The following is an 18706-nucleotide window of genomic DNA, read 5'->3' as shown; positions in this document are numbered from 1 at the left end:
GACATAAAAACCGGTGCGCGCTGCCGCGGCGGCGATGGGTGCATACACCAAACGTCGTTGATATGACCCATATAGCGTTATTTATGTTGACCCTTGAAGGGAACACGCTAGTTCCCGGTCATCTTGTTCAAGCAGAAAACAGATAAACTGATAATGCAATCCAACAAAGAATCTGTATCGGCGGTTCTCTCGTCTTCCCGTGCCCGCTTCTATGCTTTTGTGCTGTTCATGATCTGCGTGTTTCTGATGGGTGGTGGATCACGGTCCGATATTCAGTCCTTGCTGATATTGCGGCCCTTATCCGTGCTGTTTGTCGCATATGCCTTAATTGTCAAACGCCCCGACATGGAACGCGGACGATTGATGCCGCTTTATTTTTTGCTCCTATTGGCGGGTATCATCGCGCTTCAGCTTGTGCCCATGCCACCGTTGGTTTGGACCAGCCTGCCGCATCGGGAAATTTATACCAGTATTGCAGTGCTTGCGGGCATTGAGCAGCCGTGGCGGCCGCTGACATTGTCGCCAGCAAAAACGTGGAACAGTCTTTGGTCTCTGACCGTCCCGCTGGCGGCCCTTTTATTGTATATGGGACTGGACGCGCAGGATCGCCGCAAGGCTATTGTCACGCTAATAATATTGGCGGCGTTAAGTGCGTTGCTCGCCATTTTCCAGATCGCGGGATCGTCGCAAGGCCCTCTGTACTTTTACCGGATCACCAATTCCGGTACCCCCGTCGGATTGTTCGCCAATCGCAACCATCAAGCGGTTCTGCTGTCCTGTCTGGTTCTGATGCTGGGCTGGTATGCCGGGACGAAGAGCCATCGCGGCAAACTGGCTTCGGTGAAAGTGAACAGCGCCATTGCAGTGGCGGTTTTGCTGGTGCCTTTGATCGTCATAACCGGGTCCCGAGCTGGCCTGATTCTGATGTTTCCGGCTTTGTTCATGGTTGGCATCTTTGCCCTGTTTGGTGAATTTTATGCGCGCAAGGCAGAGACGAATTTCTCTCTCGGGAAGCGGCGCTGGAACGTGTCTGTTCGGACCGTATTGCTGGTGGTCATTGGCGCCTTGTTCTCGTGCGTTATTGCGCTGACCCTGTTTTTGTCGCGCTCGCTCGCTTTTGATCGCCTGTTTGGTAAGGACCTTATCAGCGATATGCGCGGACAGGTTTCTTCGACGCTGGAAACCATGGCTCAGGCGTATTTCCCGTTCGGCAGTGGTTTTGGCTCCTTCGAGCATGTGTTCAAGCAATTTGAAACCTATGAATTGTTGCGCCCGACCTATTTCAATCAAGCGCATAATGACTGGCTGCAAATCGTGATTGAAGGCGGGCTTCCGGCGGTTCTGCTGGTGGTGGCGCTGGTGCTTTGGGTGGCAAAGCGGGCGCTTTTTGTTGTGCGATCGGGTGTTTGGACCGCCGCGGGCAAAGCCTGTATCATGGCATTGGGTGTGTTGTCTTTTTGCGCTGCCGCCAGTATCGCCGATTATCCGCTCAGAGTGCCGTCGATGATGGCCCTGGTGATCATCATGCTGGGTTTCTTCTGCGACAACAGCCGCCAGAGCAATTTGGTTCGAAGGAACCCTGCGGCTTCGGCAGAACGCAGCTGATATTCCGACAGGGTGTCTCGTTCCAATCTCATTCATGGTTTACGTGCCACTGAAGCTGGTCTATTTGGCTATTTTGTCTCAGGTTAAGGGTTTCTAACTGTATGGCGATTCGTTTTTTCACTCTTATTTTCAGCATGTTCCTGGTATCTTGCGGCAGTACTGGACCGATAGGATCGAGTTCTGAAGTCACTGTGGTTTCAGACGAGGGGCTGCCAGAGCCGACCCGTGCGGACCTTCTCGCGGCTAGCCGGCCTTATTTGATCGGACCATTTGACAAGCTCAAGATCGATGTTTTCGGCATTGAAGACCTCACGAAAGAAGTGCAGATTGACGCCAGTGGACGATTGTCCTTTCCGCTCATTGGTGTTGTCGAGGCCTCTGGGCGCACGCCGGGAGAATTGGCGGCCATTATCGAGCAGCGGCTGCGCGGGCGTTATGTCCGGGACCCCGAGGTTACGATCAACCTTGATGAGACCGTGAGTCAGGTCATTACAGTGGATGGGCAAGTTGGCGAACCCGGTTTGTATCCCGTGGTCGGCAGAATGACCCTGATGAGAGCGGTGGCCACGGCCGGCGGCACTTCGGAATTTGCCAAATTGAGCGACGTGGTGATTTTTCGCAACGTGAGCGGGCAACAACTGGCCGGTCTTTACAATTTGAAAGCTATTCGACGCGGAAACTACGGCGATCCGGAAGTCTTTGCGAACGATGTCATCATTGTCGGGGATTCCCAGGCGCGCAGACTGTTCAAGGATATCTTGCAGGCTTCACCGCTTCTGACGACGCCGCTGGTCATTCTGACCCGCTAACGTCATTCGGCCCCCAAAAATATCGGAACCGTTCGCATGAACCTTGTAAGTAACAGCCCATCGCAAAATCCGGACCAGCAGGCTCCCGGCTATTATGACGATGCAACACACGGGACTCCCCCGTTGCTGCGCTATTGGCACGCCATATTGCGGCACAAGATTGCCATCGCGACGATCGTCGCTGTCACGCTGATGATCGGCGTGCTGTTCACGTTGCTGACGACGCCTTACTATACCGCAACTTCGCGCATTGAAATCAATCGCACGCAAGACAAGGTGACCAATGTTGAGGGCTTGCAACAGGAAGATACCGGGCAGAATCTCGAATTTTATCAAACCCAATATGCACTGCTCGAGTCCCGTTCGCTGGCTGAGCGGGTGGCCCGCGCCCAGAATCTCGCGATGAAAGACAGTTTTTTTGAAACATTCGGTGTTGATCCCGACGGCGGGGGCTTGTTGACGGCGAAGGTGAATCCCAACAGCGCCGCTGAACGCAATCGGCGCTTAAAACTTGCGACAGACTTGCTGGTCAAACATATTTCCATCGCGCCTGTTCGCGGGTCAAGCCTCGTCGATATCAGCTTTGAGAGTCCAAGCATAAAGCTGTCGGCTGATATTGCGAACTCCTGGGTCCAAGAATTTGTCGCATCGAATCTTGACCGGCGATTTGAATCGAGCGCCGAGGCGCGCAAGTTTCTGACCGAACGCCTTGCGCAGCTGCGCCAGAGGCTGGAAGAATCTGAACGGCAACTGGTGCTATATGCTGATCGTGAACAGATCGTCACTTTGTCATCAACGACGGGCCCCGATGGACGGACGGTCGGTGGACAGACGCTGGCCACGGCGAATCTTGAAGCGTTGAATGCGGAATTGGCGCAGGCCACGGCTGAGCGGATTGCGGCCGAGAGCGAGGCGCAGCAACGCACCGCGAACAAGGATGCAATGGGCAATCAGGCGATTAACGGTATTCGCCAGCAACGGGCCGTCGCGGCATCCGAATATGCGAAACTGTTGGTACAATTTGAACCGGAATATCCCGAAGCCAAAGCCCTGGCATCGCAAATCAGGGCGCTGGACGGTGCCATTGCTCAAGAAGAGGCCCGCATTCGGTCGGGTAATCAGAGCAGCTATCGGCAAGCGTTGGCGAAAGAAAAGCAGTTGCGCGACAAGGTCAATCAATTGAAGAATTTGTTTAGTGGGGAACGGCGCGCCTCTATTCAATACGGCATTTACCAGCGTGAAGTGGATACCAACCGGCAACTCTATGAAGGTCTGTTGCAGCGGTTCAAAGAAATTGGGGTTGCGGGAGTCGGCAGCAATAATATCTCGATCGTCGATCGCGCCCGACTGCCTGACAAGCCGTCCAGCCCGCTTCTGCTGCTGAATCTCCTGCTGGCCACTTTTGCCGGTCTGATTTTTGCCGCTCTGTATGTTTTTGTTTCGGAACAAATTGATCAGACGGTGAATGACCAGTCTGATGTTCGGCCCAATCTCGGCATAGCGGGTCTTGGCTCCATTCCCGATTTGGAAAAAAGCGACATTCTGGATACCCTGCAAGACAAAAAGTCGCTGGCTTGGGAGGCCTATCTGAGTATTAGCACCAGCCTGTCCTTTCTGACCGACCACGGTGTTCCCCGATCCTTTTTGATGACCAGTACCCGACCCAATGAAGGCAAAAGCACATCGGCCATTTCGTTGGCAACCGTGTTGGCGAGTACTGGCCGCAAGGTGTTGCTGATCGATGCGGATATGCGCAATCCGTCGTTGCACGTTCTGCTGCAAGAAAAGAACAACGCCGGACTGAGCACCTATTTGTCCGGACAGGATGATTTGAACGACCTTGTGCAGGTTTCGGACGTCTACAAATTTCATGTGATGAAAGCAGGTCCTATTCCTCCCAATGCCGCCGAACTCCTGAGCAGCGACAGGGTCGCGAAACTCGTGATGCGGCTGAAGGATGATTTCGATCACATTATCATTGATGCTCCGCCTGTTCTGGGTCTGGCGGATATACCGCTATTGGCCACAACGGTGGAGGGTGTGGTCTTTACGATTGAGGCCAAAGGCCCGAAGTTGAAGGCGATTGAAGCGGCGCTGGACCGGATCAAGACATCGCGCGCGAAAATATTTGGCGCGATTGTCACAAAGGTGGCTAAGCAGCATAGTGGTTACGGTTATAGCTATGAATATAGCTATGGCAGCGATGCGCAGGAAGCGAATTGAATTGTGACAATGTGCCATAGCCACCATGATTTGAACGGCGCACCTCGTGCTGCTGGACGCATGTCGAACTTGGAAAAACTATGATTCGGACGGGTGTGATCCTGATAGTTGCGGCGGTCTTGGCATGCTTGGCCGCCATGCAAGCCATTGGCGGGATTTCCAAGAAACAGAACCCGGCCCTGGCGCTGGCGGTTTGGCCAAAGAACGGGTTTGCCTATGAAACTCTGGCGATTAACGCGTTCACGACCGTCGTTGTTGAGAATGCAGGACAGTTTCCCGAAGATATTGATGACGCTATTCTCGACCAAGCCAAAAAATCGTTTCTGGTGGAACCGACTGCTGCTGCTTCGGTGGCCCTTCTGGCCCTCAACCAAGGCCGGGACAATCGCAAAGAGCTGATGGACTTGGCTCAGGGCCTGTCGAAGCGCGAGCTGCTTAGCCTCACCTGGTCGATCTATGACAGCGGTGAGCGCGAGAATGTGGCAGAGCTGTTGACCTATTATGACCGTTCGATGCGCACCAGTCGAACATCGAGCACCACTTTGATTCCGGCCATAGTGTCCGTGATCGGACATGACGGTTTTGCTGAACCAATGGCCAATTTGCTCAAAAGGGATCCGCCATGGGCGGGCCAGTTCTGGAAACAAGCGGCGAACAACAAGGCTGCTGTTGTTCATGCATCGAAATTGCGCGCTATGGTCAATGAGAGCGATATTGATCGGTCACAATTGCACGATCGCGATCTGATCATCAATCTGGTCCGCAACAATCATTTTTCCGAAGCGGAAAAGTTGTTTTCTCAATCCCTGGCTGCCAAGGGGCAAGCTGGCCAGATGACCCGCATTGCGCCACTGGACCGGGAGCCCCGCCTTCCTCCGATAGACTGGCAACTTTATTCCAGCGGCAAGTTTTTCGCCTTTATTGATGCGGAAAACCGAATCCTGAATCTTAGTCTTGCCGCTGGTGCCAGCGGGGTCATGGCCCGCCAACTTATCCGCATGAAACCGGGTACCTATGATCTGTCGTTGAACGTCGTGGCGGAGACTCTCGCGACAGATTCTTTGCGCGTGTTCTTGCGATGTGCGGAGCCGGAGGCGACCGACGAGATACCCCTGTCCGCGCCAATTAGGTCTGGTGCAAATAGCAACCAGTTTTCTATTGATGGCGGGTCTTGTCAATATTACTGGCTGTCCATCGTGACCGGTGCCGGCGAACGCGTTGCCGGACAGGATGTTGCGATTGACCAGATTCAGCTGCAGCCGGTCAACCGATCACGGTCTTGAGGGCGTTTTTTCCGTAATCGTGTAGATTCTATACGCTCTCAATGTGAGCAGAATAGCTGCCATGATCGCCGCCAACGCGATCAAGATGGATCGCGCCGACGGGACACTGCTGTTCAAAAACAGGGTATCGGTTTGGAGCGAAACCGCGGTCGCCAGCATCCCGCCGAGGATAATACATATCTGAACCATCGGCCATTTGGGACCTCCCATCTTGCGAGCGAGCGCGGCTTCCAGGAACCAAATTGCGAGATTACTGCCGAAGAAGCCGATCGGAACCGCTGCTATGCCGATGCGGGGAAAAAGGGCGAGGCTGAGGGTCAGTCCTGCGATAAGATTGACTATGTACAAAGCCAGCTTGGTTTTGCTCGCCTTGGCGATGGCGAAGCCCAGGCTGGTGAATGTCGAGAGGCTGCGCAGCACGATCACCAATCCAATAAACGGGAAAAGGGTCGCGGCGAGAGGATCTCCGATCGGGACGAACAGCGCGATGATAAACTGGGCCAAGAGGGCAAAGACCATGTAAACCGTGCCGATCAACGCCGCGGTGATGATCGCGATAATATCAAAGGTCGAGCGGTCGCCTTCGGCATGTTTCTTGAGCGCGTAAGGCGTCCATGCCGAATTCAGCACCTGGATCATGATCCCGATCAGCAAAGCTGGAAATGCGGCAGCAGCATAACGCGCAAGCAGCATCGGATCGCCAAAATGAAGGATCAGGACCCGTTCGAGAGCGGGTTGGAGACTGGCGATCACAACAATAACGGCGAGCGGGGCACCATAAGCCAGCAGGGGTTTGATTTTCGAGAGGATCTCGGCCGACATAGTGACATATGTCCGGAGTTGAAAACTCGTGAAACAGGCGGCTGCAACGGCCCCTGCTGCCAAAGCACCAAATAGTAGATGAAGCTCAACATTCGGCGCTGCGGCGATGGCAATTAAGGGTGCGGTTCTCAGGACCAGGCCTGTTCCGGTTGCGACAAGGAAGGTTCTTTTCAGAAAAAGCGCCCGCATGAAGCTGGTGTTGAGCGCGTAAACCGCAAGACCAATGCCATAGACCACCAGACCGAAAACCAGTGGCAGATCAATATATTGAGCCGGCAGATAGCCATGACTAAATTGGTACAAAATGGCTGCTGCAATCGTGAAGATGACAGCCGCGATGAATGTGATCACATAGGTTGCGCTCAACAACTTTCGATGTTCGGTTTGGTCGTTTTTGTCAAAAACCAATCGGACGATCGCGCTGTCATTGCCGGTGATAAAAATGTTCGAAATAATGATGCCGATGATCAGCAGGTTGTCGAAAAAGCCAAATTCCGCCGTCGCCAACACGCGCGCGGCGATCATCAGGACAATGAATCGAACGGCCGCATTGGCCGCAACGCCAAAGCCATATATGACGAGATCTGATCCGAACCGGGAAAGTTGATTTTGAGGGGTCAAGATTCTACATCGCCTGCATTTATCGCACCGGAGACTTGCGGAGGAAAACCAGTATCTGGGGATGTTCGGCAAAGGGCACGGCATCCCAAGCGTGCATGTCCAATTGCCAGTCCGGCAACCGTTTGGCCAGCTCGGCTTTTTCTATAATCAGACAGTCAACGGCAAACCGTTGGCATAGTTGTTCAACCTTGGTCAATTCAGGATACGGGTAATCTTCATAGGGTTCGAGTTCGGTCTTTTGCTCTTTGGCAGCAAGAATCGGGAAAAAGGTCCGATGGCCTGTCTCGACCATGATCCGGTATGGCGGCAAGACGTGATAGGGATAGCTCAAAACAGTCCGCTGGTCCGGCAGCGCCTTTAGCGTGGCAACCAGCGCCTTTTCATGGGCTTTCGTCCCGAAGGGCTGCACTATTGCAAACGCAAATAACTCGACGATCCAGTATATGAGACCATAGAGGATGAGGCCTGCGACCAACCATTGATTATGGGGCATGGTCAAATCGAGTATCTGCGGCAATGCCAGGCAAAACAGGATGGCGGCATGGGTCAGATATCTCTCGGCCTCGCCCAGGAAAAGCAGATATTTGAAGCTCGTTGCCAAATAAATGACAAGCGCTGCGAAGAGGACCGCCTGTAGGTTGCTCAGAACCGAGAAGCCATTTTCAAAAACGGCCACAATCAGGAGAATGATCACCCCTAAGAATGCCGGTGCTTTCAGTATAACCAACGTCAGGCTGTTCTGGGCGAGCCAGTTAAAAACGATGTTCTGAATATTTTTGGTAATCCTGTCTTCTTTCGCCCAGGCCCATAAAAGTTTCACAGAATTGCGATTGGCGACAAAGAGCTTTCCGTCGGCAACACTCCGGAAATACCAGGTCAGATGGTTGATCTGCTCCTTCAGGATCTGCAGGAAAGCGCCACGCGACAAGACGAGCGTTATCAACAATGCGGCGATATAGGCCAAAGCCAATAGCCCGTCGGCTGTAAAAATGCAGACCAGAATGACAAAAAAGGTTAGCGCTTGGACCCCGAATTTTGATGACATCAGAATGACCGCGCCAAGCGTGCTGCACAGAAGAAACGTGATCCAGAGTGGCAATCCATGGTCCAGGAACCAGACGAGGAATAGCAGCGGCAGGAGTATCTCGGATATGATCCGCGTTGTAAAATTGGCGACACGCGGACCGATGGCTATTTTTGAATAGCACAAAGGGGTAAAAATATAGAGCAGCGCGCTGACCGCAATGGTGACATCCGAAAAGTTTGCGACGCGCAATAATGCTACGCATGCGAAGAGGAATATCGCGTCTATGGCGGGATTGAGAAGATGGTTGAACCCGACCAAAAATTTGGCTGGAAACAAACTGTATAGCCAATGCGAAAAGAGCGGGTAGTAAAAGGCGCCGCCATTGACGACGGGCGGATATATCGCGCCAAATGGACCTGACTTGTTTTTGCGAACGCTGTCGACGAAGAAAATGTGACCCCAGCTGTCAAACGCGGTGCCTTGTTTCCACGTCAGGCTTAGCCTCTGCAAGAAGCAAAGCAGCGGGAGCCAATATAGGGCGTGAGAAATTTCCTGTATCAAATTGGAGATGCCATCCATGACCATCGACTAAGAAAACGGAGACGCGTCAAATCGCGGGCGCTGGAGCTAGTGTAATCAGCGCTGCACCTTGGCGGGATTTCCCCAGGCTTTGGAATCGCTTGGAATATCCTGCAAAACCAAGCTGTTTGCACCGACAACACAGCGATCCCCTATCTGAACACCTTTTGCTATAACCGTATTTGGTCCGATGTAGCAATCATTGCCGATGCTGGTAGGACCATATTCATAAGGGTCCTTGCCTCCCGACAGGGCCCAGGCGACCGTGTCGTGGGAATAAATTTGTACGCCAGCGGATATGGAGCAGTGGCTGCCGATCGTCAGCCCTCCTGATCCGTCCAAAATGGTGTTCGGCCCGATCCAGCTGTTTCTACCAACCTGGACATCGCCGAATATGCAGGCGTTGTCATATATGGACGCCCCTTCGCCAAACCCTAGTGCTTCGGCTTTTTCCCAGCGATCGACAATATAGTCCCCAAATGGCAGGGTCCGCCGATATTCTGCGTCTACGGTCTTGCGGCGAGACTGCCAGAAACGCTTCAAATCCTGGAGCAAATTTGTCAAAATATTTGCTCCAGCCAACTGTCGAAGTTCAAGGCAGACCAGATGAACAATCTGCGATTCTCATGGCCATCCAAGTGCGTGTTGATTATTCTGTGGACAGTCTCGCGATCAAGATAGTCATAAATAGGGCTGTCATTTTCGATGAGCTTCTTGCGAACAAAGTCAATGCTTTCCCCTCTGAACCAGCTGGCATCAGGAGCAGAGAAGCCTTGTTTCGTGCCGTTGGCAATTTCGTCGGGAATATATTGCGCCATCACATCGCGTAATATTTGCTTGCCGTCTTTGGTTTTCTGGAAATGCGATGATTGCTTCTTGCCGATATCATTTTCGTCAACCTCGATAACATCGGTCAGCTTGTTCAGCTTCATCCCGACCGGGCATTTCATCGCAAAGTCGACCAGGTCATTGTCCATGAACGGAACACGGGTTTCCAGGCTTTGTGACATGCTGATCTTGTCTTCAATGACAAACAAGCCGTGTAAAAATGTCTTCGCCTCGAAATAGAGGCTGTGGTTAATATAGTCCTCGGGGCGATCCAGTTGATTGTCGTGACTCTTGAAGACATCCCTGAAAATGTCGCGCGGATCAATGTTGTTCGCAATATCAGCCACCGGAGCAAACAAAGCGTTCCGGTCCTGCTCCGGGATAAGCCGGTGCCAAAACTGGTAATATTGACCGACATAATCGTCAAAATTCTGGCAATTGACCGCGCGATAATATCGCCACGGGTAACCCCGAACAACTCGTCCCCGCCGGCGCCGGACAAGACCACTTTGACGAATTTGCTCGCCAGTTTGGCAGCATAGAAATTCGGATAGCTCTGGCCGACGCGTGGTTCTTCAATATGGTAAGCCAGGGTGTTGAGACACCGCTCCATGTCACCGGCCTTCAAGACCATCTCATAATGCTCGGTGCGGAAGGCCGCTGACATTGCCTCGGCTTTCTGGCGTTCATCATAGGCCAATTCAATGCCCGATGCCGAGCTGATATCGAACCCACAGGTGAACGTTTTGATGTACGGCACTTCGTTGACGGCAAGCGCGGTCAGAGTGCCGGAATCCATGCCTCCAGACAGATAGGAGCCAATTTCGACATCACTGACCATCTGACGATATACCGCCTGGGTCAAAAGCCGGTTCAGTTCTTCGCGATATTCCCGGGGATCATATTTGCCGCGCGGTTCTTCGAAATGATAGTCCCAATAGCGGGTGGTCGAAATGCGGCCGCCGGACGACATGTCCAGTTCCAAAATGGTTGCAGGCGGAAGGATCTCGATATCTTCAAGCAGGGTCCGATTGGTGAAAATGTTCTGGAACGTGAAATATTCGACCATCGCGGCCTGGTCCAGCGCCCGGTGAACTCCGGTATTGGCCAGGATCGCCTTTTGTTCGGAACCGAAAAGAAACTGATTGCCGGTTCTGGTCCAGTATACCGGTTTAATGCCATAACGGTCGCGCGCCAGAAACAGGGAATTGCGGACTTTGTCCCAGATTGCAAAGGCGAACATGCCGTTGAAACGCTCAACACATTTCGGCCCCCAGGCGCGCCACGCTTCCAGCACCACCTCGGAATCGGCCTGGGATTTAAACCCATGACCCAAAGCCTGCAGTTCCAACCGCAGTTCCCGGAAATTGTAAATCTCGCCATTATAGCTGAGCACAAAGTTGCCATCAGCGGTTTGCATGGGCTGGCTACCCAGCGTCGAGATATCGATAATCGACAGTCTGCGGTGGCCCAAACCGACATTCTTATCGACAAAATAGCCGCTGCCATCAGGGCCGCGATGGGCCACGGCGTCGGCCATGGCCTGCAGAGACGACCGCGATACCGGCTTACTATCGAGATTAACTATGCCAACAATTCCACACATGGTTTTCTATTCCCAGCCGACCAGCGATCTGATCCCATAAAATCCAGCGAGACGGTTTTTTGTCCAGTCTGCTATGGCGTTACCGTCTAACAAAGCGTCCCGAGTGACAAGCCTCTTCTGATTGGATGAAGGCCATTTTCATCGCGTTGTCATTGGCTAAGCTGTTGACGTCCTGAAGACTAAAACGCTTGGCATTGCTGGGGCTGTACCAGTCAAAATTAGTGGCGACCGAGGTCTCATGCCCCAGTTCCGGGTTCCAGAAACATTTGAGGAAATTCCAGTACAGGAAACGCTGGATATCATATTCCCCCCCTTGATCCCCAGAACCGGAATATCCGGACATTCGAACGCCACATCAAGTTCGGACAGCGTCTTGCCGAGCGTGGTCAATTGCTCAGACAGATCCCAAAGCTGTTCTGACGAAAGGTCTTTACAGGCTATCCGAAAATAATCATCGATCAACTCCCTCGGCAGTGCTTTCTTGGCATAGAAATAACAGGCAAATTCGCCAATGTCGGGATCACAAATGCGGCAAAGTTCGGCAAATGTTTGATCTGGATTTTCGGTGTGCATGATCACTTGATCACAGCTGACATAGCTGACGCTGCCATCCTGAAACGGTGTTGCTGCAATATCGCCGCGCATGAACAGCAAGTTGGGAATGTCGGCATAGATTTCCGCCGCTTGCCGCGCCGCATCGGAAAAATCGACGCCAATGACCAAGCTGTCCGGCGCAAGTTTTGCGAACCAGGCCGCCTTGTAACCGAGGCCGCAGCCGGCATCCAGAATGACTTTTTTGTCTTGCAAGAATGCTTTCAAATGGGCTTCGGATTCAAAGCCGTATAGCTTCAGGTACCAGTCCCTCTGAAAGGCGTAGAGACTCTCTTTGGCCTGTTCGGCATTGTCGTCATATTTGGACCATTTTTCCGAGAACACATCATTGGTTTGTTGTTGATTCTGATGGTCGGAGGCTTGCCCAACAACGGCGAAATTACCGTCGAAATTGACGGGATTAGAAAGAATACCATTCACAAAATGGATATTATTTTGGGTAACAGACATAAAACCTCGTTGAATGGCAAATTGGCCAAAAAGATGAGTTAACGGCTCTCAGATGGATTTTAGCGCTGCGATGACATAGGCATAGTCCGCTTCAACCATCTTGTTGTGGAGCGGGATGGCCATCGTGTTGTTGTTGCATGACAACGCCCCGGGATAGTCTTCCGGCTTGATATCAAACCGGTCGCGATACGCGCCGAGCATATGAACGGCGTGGGTTCCCGGCCGGGTTGCCACGCCTTGTTTTTGGAGGATGTCCATCATCTCGTTGCGCGTGGTGGGAGCAAGATCGGGGTTAACAAATGTCACGAAAGACTGCCAGGCATGGCTGTAATCTGCCGGAACCTCTGGTGTCACGAGCCATTCTATGTCGGCTAGTTCCGCCATGTAATGCTGCGCCCAGCTGTTGCGTTCGGTAATATATTCATCCAGCTTCTTGATCTGGATGGCTCCCACCGCACCCTGCAGATCGGTCATTCGATAGTTAAATCCGATCACATCAAATTCAGGCAGAACATAAGGTCTGGGGCCATGATGGCGTTGTTCTTCGGAAATACTGGCCCCGTGATTGCGAAGACTATCAATGCTGGCGGCATAGGCCGCGTGGTTTGTGGTGACCATCCCCCCTTCACCGGTGGTAATCGATTTTCTCGGATGGAAGGAAAAGGCGCCGACATCCCCGAGGGAACCGGCTGGTTTGCCAAAATAGGAAGCGCCAGCGGCGCAGGCCGCATCTTCGATAATGACGACATGATCGGGCAATATGGCTTTGATGGCATTGATATCAGCGCAAAGGCCAAACAGATGGACCGGAATAATCGCCTTGGTGCGATCGGTCACCCGATGCGCGATGTCCGCAGGATCGATATTATTGGTTTTCGGATCAACATCGACAAAAACCGGAACAGCGCCACAGTGAATAACGACATTGGCTGTCGAGACCCAAGTGAAGGCGGGCACCAGCACCTCGTCTCCCGGGCCAATCCCGGCCGCGACCAGAGCCAGATGCGTCGCGGTGGTGCAGGACGTCACCGCGAAGGCATGACTCACCTGATGACGAGCCGCAAAAGCTTTCTCGAATTCCGCGACGCGGGGTCCTTGGGTGATCCAGCCACTGCGCAAGGCCTCTTGCACGGCCACAATTTCATCTTCACCGATGGACGGCAGGGCGATCGGGATCTGGCGCGATTCTTGAGTCATAAATTTCCCCTATGATCGTGTTTTCAAGCGCCGCGCGGCCACTTCGTCTTTGTGCGATGCGCGCCATTCAATCAGTCGCTTCAAGCCGTCGTCGATACCAATTTTAGCGGTATAACCGATTTCCTCGGTTGCCTTTACAGGGCTACCGATACGATTGCGCACCAAAGTTGCCTGGCTTCTCGGGGCATATTGAATTTCCTGATTGCTGCCGGTCAATGCGACCAGCCGTTCAGCCAATTCCTTGAGCGATGTGCGGATACCCGTACCGACATTGTAAAATTCGTCTGTGGCATCGGATTTCATGCCGCAAATATTGGCCAACGCACAATCTTCCACCGCCACGAAATCAAAAGCCTCCGACCCGTCGCCCATGATTGTCGGGCCTTCGCCCCGATCAATCGCGTCGAGCATCTTCATGATCACCGCGATATAGGCGCCCTGATAGTCTTGACGGGGCCCGTAGACATTCATGTAGCGCAAGCCGATATAGTCCAGGCCATAGCGGTGATGGAAGGCCCGCGCCATCGCTTCGCCGGCAATTTTTGTGGCACCATAAAAATTCTTGTTCATGAACGGATGATCTTCCGTCATCGGTTCGCTGACGGCATCGCCATAAACTGAAGCGGATGAGGACCAGACCAGTCGTTTGACATCCTGCTGAATACACGCTTCCAGAACATTGAACACGCCTTCGATATTGACGTTGAACGCGGATCGCGGATATTCGTGGCATTGCAGCAACCAAAGCGCTGCAAAATGAAAAACCCCATCCGCTCCCTTCAAAGCGCTGTTCAGAATATCACTCTGACAAATGTCGCCACCGACATCATATATTTTGACACGCGGATCTTTCAGGGCCTCGCTGAGATTGCCCATCGAGCCGCGGGCGAAATTGTCGTAGATAACGACTTCTTTGACATCTTCCTGGGTAAGCAGGTCAACGGTATGCGAACCAATAAGACCAGCACCGCCGATGACGACCAGTCGCTTTCCTTTAATATCCATAATTCAGCTTAGAACCTCTTTTAGAGTTGAGATGATGTGGTTCTGATCCTCCAGCCGCAAGTCTGCGCTCATAGGCAAGCTGAAGACCTGTTTGGAAAGTTCAGAACTGATCGGTGTATTATGTTGGTTGAATTGCCGATACGCGCTTTGCTCGTTGAGTGGGATCGGATAGTGGACCGCGGTTGGTATGCCGGCAGCAGACAAAGCGGCCACCAGAGTCTCGCGATCATCGGTTTTTACCGTATACTGGCCAAAGACAGACGTATTTTCTGGCAGAATTTCAATTTTTGTGAGTTGATTGGAGAGACCGGCCAGCCCAGCGTCATAGCGCGCGGCAACCGCCTGACGCATTCCGATTTCGTCAAGAAACCTAGGGAATTTCGCCAATACAATCGCACATTGCAGGGTGTCCATACGTCCGCCAATGCCAATTTGGTCATGGACATATCGTTTTGATTGCCCATGAACGCGAATTTGGCGCATCGTTTTGGCTAGGTCGTCATCATCGGTAAAAATCGCCCCGCCATCACCGTAGCAACCCAGCGGTTTGGAAGGGAAAAACTCGTGCATCCGATAGCACTCAAGCTGCATGAACGCCGCTTTTTATAGGTTGCACCAAAACTCTGTGCCGCATCTTCAATTACCGTCAGATCATGCGCTTTTGCGATCGCGTTCAACGGATCCATGTCGCAGCATTGGCCATAAAGACTGACCGGTATGATTGCTTTTGTTCGTGCCGTGATAGCGGCTTCGACCTTCGTCACATCAAGATTTGCAGTGGCGGGATCAACATCAACAAAAACCGGTGTTGCGCCCAACAGGGCGATCACTTCTGCTGTCGCAATGAACGTAAACGGCGTGGTGATGACCTCGTCACCAGCGCCGACCTTCAAGGCCATGAGTGCAATCAGCAGCGCATCGGTGCCGCTGGAAACCGTGATACAATGTCTGACGCTGACAAAGGCGCTGAGGGTGTCCTCGAGCTCGTGCACTTCCGGTCCCATGATGTACTGGCCGTGCTCGAGAACCGTCTGGATCGCTCGATCAATTTGCGGTTTGCGCGCCTGCTGCTGGCTCCGGAGGTCAATAAAGGGTATCGTGTTCACGTTTCGCTTCCAACAGTGTCGGATGGGTTCGCAGTCGCTATCATATTGCCGTCCTGCAGGATATAGCGATCCCCGGTGTCCGGGCATATAGCAGACCCATTGCCTTCGAGTGGCAAGTCCAGGCGACTGCCAAATCGGCTCATCCAGCCAATTTGTACGGCGGGGACTCCCACCATCAGCGCAAAGTCCGGGACGTCCCGGTTCACCAGTGCCCCTGCGCCGATCATGGCGTATTTTCCGATCGTAACACCACATATGATGGTACAATTTGCACCCAATGTGGCGCCTTCCCGAACCAGAGTCTCGCGATATTCCGATTTTCTTTCGACCAAGGCGCGGGGATTGTAGACGTTGGTAAACACCATGCTGGGGCCACAAAAAACGCCGTCCTCCAGGGTCACGTCGTCATAGATGGATACGTTGTTCTGGACCTTGCAATCATTACCGATAGCGACCTTGTTGCTGACAAAGACATTCTGGCCCAGGGATACGTTGTTGCCGATCTTTGCACCGCCACAAACGTGAACAAAGTGCCATACCCGGCTGCCGTCGCCGATCGAGGCGCCGTCGTCGACAATCGCACTGGAATGAATTTGTGCAGTCATTTCAATAGCTTTGTCAAGAAAGGATGAAAATCGCCGGTCGCGGGCGCAATCTCGGCATTGCGAATGGTCGAAACCGTTTCGATGGCGCACCGATTGTCTTCAAGGCCAAAGCTGCGGCCTGCTAAAATTTCGCGGTAGCTGACAGTGTGAAGCTCGGTAAACCCGTCTGAAAATTCTATTTCCTCCCCGTCACAGACAATAGATCGATAGGTTCTCTGACCGGTGGCGCGATATTTTTCGGGGACATCATCCTTGTCGATAGACAGAAACCATCGGACCCTGGCATGTTCATATTCCAAATATCCGCAAGACTTGGTTGGAGAGCGATAATGCACCACATTTTGTTGCAACGCGCCGAATACAAAGTGGAGCATGTCGTAGAAATGCACGCCGATATTGGTGGCTATGCCACCAGACTTTCCGTCTTTGCCTTTCCAGGACTGGAGGTACCAGTTGCCGCGCGATGTCACATAGGTCAGATCAACATCATATTTTTCGGTTTTGTCTGACGCTTCCACCCGTTCTTTCAGCGCGATGATGGCCGGATGGAGGCGCAATTGCAAAATTGTGCTGACTTTCCGTCCGGTTGCTTTCTCGATTTCGATCAATCCATCAATATTCCATGGATTGAGAACCAGCGGTTTCTCGCAGATTGCCGCAGCGCCCGAACGCAGCGCAAAGCGAATATGAGAATCGTGGAGATAATTAGGCGATGCGACCGCCACATAGTCCACCATATCCGGTGAGTTTTCGCGCCTCAGCTTGTCGATATGCCGATCAAAACGCTCGAATTCCGTGAAAAAGCTGGCCTCTGGAAAATAGCTATCGATAACGCCTACGGAATCATTGGGGTCCAGAGCGGCGACCAGGTTCCCGTTATTGTCTTTGACTGCCTTCAGGTGGCGTGGCGCTATATATCCGGAGACACCAATAATCGCGAAATTTTTCATAGAATGTCCATGCACAGTTTAAGCTTGTCCGAAGTTCTTGGTTGTGGGCCGCCCATGCTAGTTATTAACCTTATTGTCAAAGACAGTCCTGTTTTCCAGTCCCTACATGCGCAGATCGACTGAACCCTGGTCGAAGACATATTTCAGGTCGAACAGGACGTGGTTGCTGCGACCCCATTCCCGGATTTTCTCCACGCCCAGATTCTTGTAGTGATCGTGGGCAACGGCGAGGATTATGGCCTCATAATGCCCCTGCTCTGGCGTGTCGATAAGGTCCATCCCATATTCATGACTCGCTTCGGCATGCGATGCGCTGGGGTCATGAATGTGCGGGACAGCGCCATAGGCTTTCAACTCATGCACCACATCAATGACCTTGGTATTTCTTATGTCCGGGCAATTTTCTTTGAATGTGAAGCCCAGGACAAGAATGTTCGCGCCCTGGACCTTAATGTCCTTGATGATCATCTCCTTGATCAGGTCCGCTACGATGTGCTTGCCCATCTCGTCGTTTGTCCGGCGACCGGCCAATATCATTTCCGGATGATAGCCCGCTGCTTGCGCCTTGTGGGTCAGGTAATAGGGATCGACGCCGATGCAATGTCCACCGACCAGCCCGGGGCGAAACGGTAGAAAATTCCACTTCGTACCCGCCGCTTCCAACACAGCCAGCGTATCGATATCGAGGCGCGAAAAGATCCGCGACAATTCGTTAATCAGCGCGATGTTAACATCGCGCTGGGTGTTTTCGATCACCTTTGCCGCTTCAGCAACCTTGATCGTCGGAGCCTTGTGGGTGCCGGCTGTGATAATCTCTGAATAGAGGGCATCGACATAATCTGCGGTTTCCGGTGTCGATCCCGAAGTGACTTTTTTAATTGATGGCAAACGGTGCTCTTTGTCGCCCGGGTTGATCCGTTCCGGGCTGTATCCGACAAAAAAATCCTGGTTAAAGATCAGGCCCGAAGTCTGTTCCAGTATCGGCACACAATCTTCTTCCGTGGCGCCGGGGTAGACGGTGCTCTCATATATGACGACATCATCCTTTTTCAGGCAGGCGCCAACCGTTTTCGACGCGGCGATGAGTGGCGTTAAGTCGGGGTTCTTGTGCTTGTCAATGGGGGTTGGCACCGTGATGATATAGACGTTGCAATCCGCAATATCGGACAGATCTGCTGCAAAATGCAGTTGGCCGGCTGCCTTGAGTTCGTCGGCATCGACTTCCAGCGTCGCATCATGGCCGTTAGCCAGTTCGGATATCCTGTCGGCGTTGATGTCGAAGCCCATTGTTGGAAATTTTTTTCCAAATTCAACAGCGAGCGGCAGGCCTACATAGCCGAGCCCGATGACGGCAATTTTTGCTTGTGACACAGACATT

At 52.6% G+C, this 18706-nt stretch carries 13 protein-coding genes and 2 pseudogenes; 4 read left to right on the top strand and 11 right to left on the bottom strand.

The window, feature by feature from the left end; genetic code table 11:
* Nucleotides 1-153: 153 nt before the first annotated feature.
* From ACZ1GS_RS16800 to ACZ1GS_RS16785, 4 genes are all read left to right on the top strand, one after another.
* Complete coding sequence (locus ACZ1GS_RS16800) at nucleotides 154-1605, top strand: O-antigen ligase family protein (protein ID WP_472696311.1); 1452 nt, start codon at nucleotides 154-156, stop codon at nucleotides 1603-1605.
* 257 nt (nucleotides 1606-1862) lie between these two features.
* Nucleotides 1863-2414: a polysaccharide biosynthesis/export family protein gene (locus tag ACZ1GS_RS16795; protein WP_472696310.1), complete on the top strand. Its 552-nt coding sequence runs from the start codon at nucleotides 1863-1865 to the stop codon at nucleotides 2412-2414.
* A 36-nt stretch (nucleotides 2415-2450) separates the two neighbouring features.
* The gene (locus tag ACZ1GS_RS16790; RefSeq protein WP_472696309.1) at nucleotides 2451-4637 is read left to right on the top strand and encodes a GumC family protein; all 2187 of its coding nucleotides are present in this window, start codon (nucleotides 2451-2453) and stop codon (nucleotides 4635-4637) included.
* Between the two features lie 80 nt (nucleotides 4638-4717).
* Nucleotides 4718-5920, top strand: coding sequence for a hypothetical protein (locus ACZ1GS_RS16785; RefSeq protein WP_472696308.1), 1203 nt, complete (start codon nucleotides 4718-4720; stop codon nucleotides 5918-5920).
* Here ACZ1GS_RS16785 and ACZ1GS_RS16780 read toward each other — a convergent pair.
* From ACZ1GS_RS16780 to tviB, 11 genes and pseudogenes are all read right to left on the bottom strand, one after another.
* Nucleotides 5909-7435: a lipopolysaccharide biosynthesis protein gene (locus ACZ1GS_RS16780; protein ID WP_472696307.1), complete on the bottom strand. Its 1527-nt coding sequence runs from the start codon at nucleotides 7433-7435 to the stop codon at nucleotides 5909-5911. The genes ACZ1GS_RS16785 and ACZ1GS_RS16780 overlap by 12 nt on opposite strands.
* Nucleotides 7383-8639 carry a hypothetical protein gene (locus ACZ1GS_RS16775; RefSeq protein ID WP_472696306.1) on the bottom strand — a complete coding sequence of 419 codons (1257 nt, stop codon included), beginning with the start codon at nucleotides 8637-8639 and terminating at the stop codon, nucleotides 7383-7385. The genes ACZ1GS_RS16780 and ACZ1GS_RS16775 overlap by 53 nt, the downstream gene beginning before the upstream one ends.
* Nucleotides 8640-9026: 387 nt before the next feature.
* A complete protein-coding gene (locus tag ACZ1GS_RS16770; protein WP_472696305.1) occupies nucleotides 9027-9533 on the bottom strand; it encodes an acyltransferase in 507 nt (168 codons plus the stop codon).
* Nucleotides 9530-11403 (bottom strand): annotated as a pseudogene (asnB, locus tag ACZ1GS_RS16765) (asparagine synthase (glutamine-hydrolyzing)). Before asnB ends, ACZ1GS_RS16770 begins: the two are co-directional and overlap by 4 nt.
* 156 nt (nucleotides 11404-11559) lie before the next feature.
* Nucleotides 11560-12465, bottom strand: a complete 906-nt coding sequence (locus ACZ1GS_RS16760) for a class I SAM-dependent methyltransferase (protein ID WP_472696304.1) — start codon at nucleotides 12463-12465, stop codon at nucleotides 11560-11562.
* A gap of 48 nt (nucleotides 12466-12513) precedes the next feature.
* Nucleotides 12514-13662: a DegT/DnrJ/EryC1/StrS family aminotransferase gene (locus ACZ1GS_RS16755; protein WP_472696303.1), complete on the bottom strand. Its 1149-nt coding sequence runs from the start codon at nucleotides 13660-13662 to the stop codon at nucleotides 12514-12516.
* A 9-nt stretch (nucleotides 13663-13671) separates the two neighbouring features.
* Nucleotides 13672-14667, bottom strand: a complete 996-nt coding sequence (locus tag ACZ1GS_RS16750; RefSeq protein WP_472696302.1) for an NAD-dependent epimerase/dehydratase family protein — start codon at nucleotides 14665-14667, stop codon at nucleotides 13672-13674.
* Nucleotides 14668-14670: 3 nt separating this feature from the next.
* Nucleotides 14671-15860: pseudogene (locus ACZ1GS_RS16745) on the bottom strand (DegT/DnrJ/EryC1/StrS family aminotransferase).
* Nucleotides 15770-16378 carry an acyltransferase gene (locus tag ACZ1GS_RS16740; protein ID WP_472696301.1) on the bottom strand — a complete coding sequence of 203 codons (609 nt, stop codon included), beginning with the start codon at nucleotides 16376-16378 and terminating at the stop codon, nucleotides 15770-15772. Before ACZ1GS_RS16740 ends, ACZ1GS_RS16745 begins: the two are co-directional and overlap by 91 nt.
* Nucleotides 16375-17328, bottom strand: a complete 954-nt coding sequence (locus ACZ1GS_RS16735) for a Gfo/Idh/MocA family oxidoreductase (protein ID WP_472696300.1) — start codon at nucleotides 17326-17328, stop codon at nucleotides 16375-16377. Before ACZ1GS_RS16735 ends, ACZ1GS_RS16740 begins: the two co-directional genes overlap by 4 nt.
* A gap of 102 nt (nucleotides 17329-17430) precedes the next feature.
* Nucleotides 17431-18705, bottom strand: a complete 1275-nt coding sequence (gene tviB / locus ACZ1GS_RS16730) for a Vi polysaccharide biosynthesis UDP-N-acetylglucosamine C-6 dehydrogenase TviB (RefSeq protein ID WP_472696299.1) — start codon at nucleotides 18703-18705, stop codon at nucleotides 17431-17433.
* Nucleotide 18706 lies beyond the last annotated feature (1 nt).

Source organism: Parasphingorhabdus sp. W113 (assembly GCF_055693205.1).
Note: the sequence above shows the minus strand (reverse complement) of the source record. Positions and strands in the feature narration are given on the sequence as shown.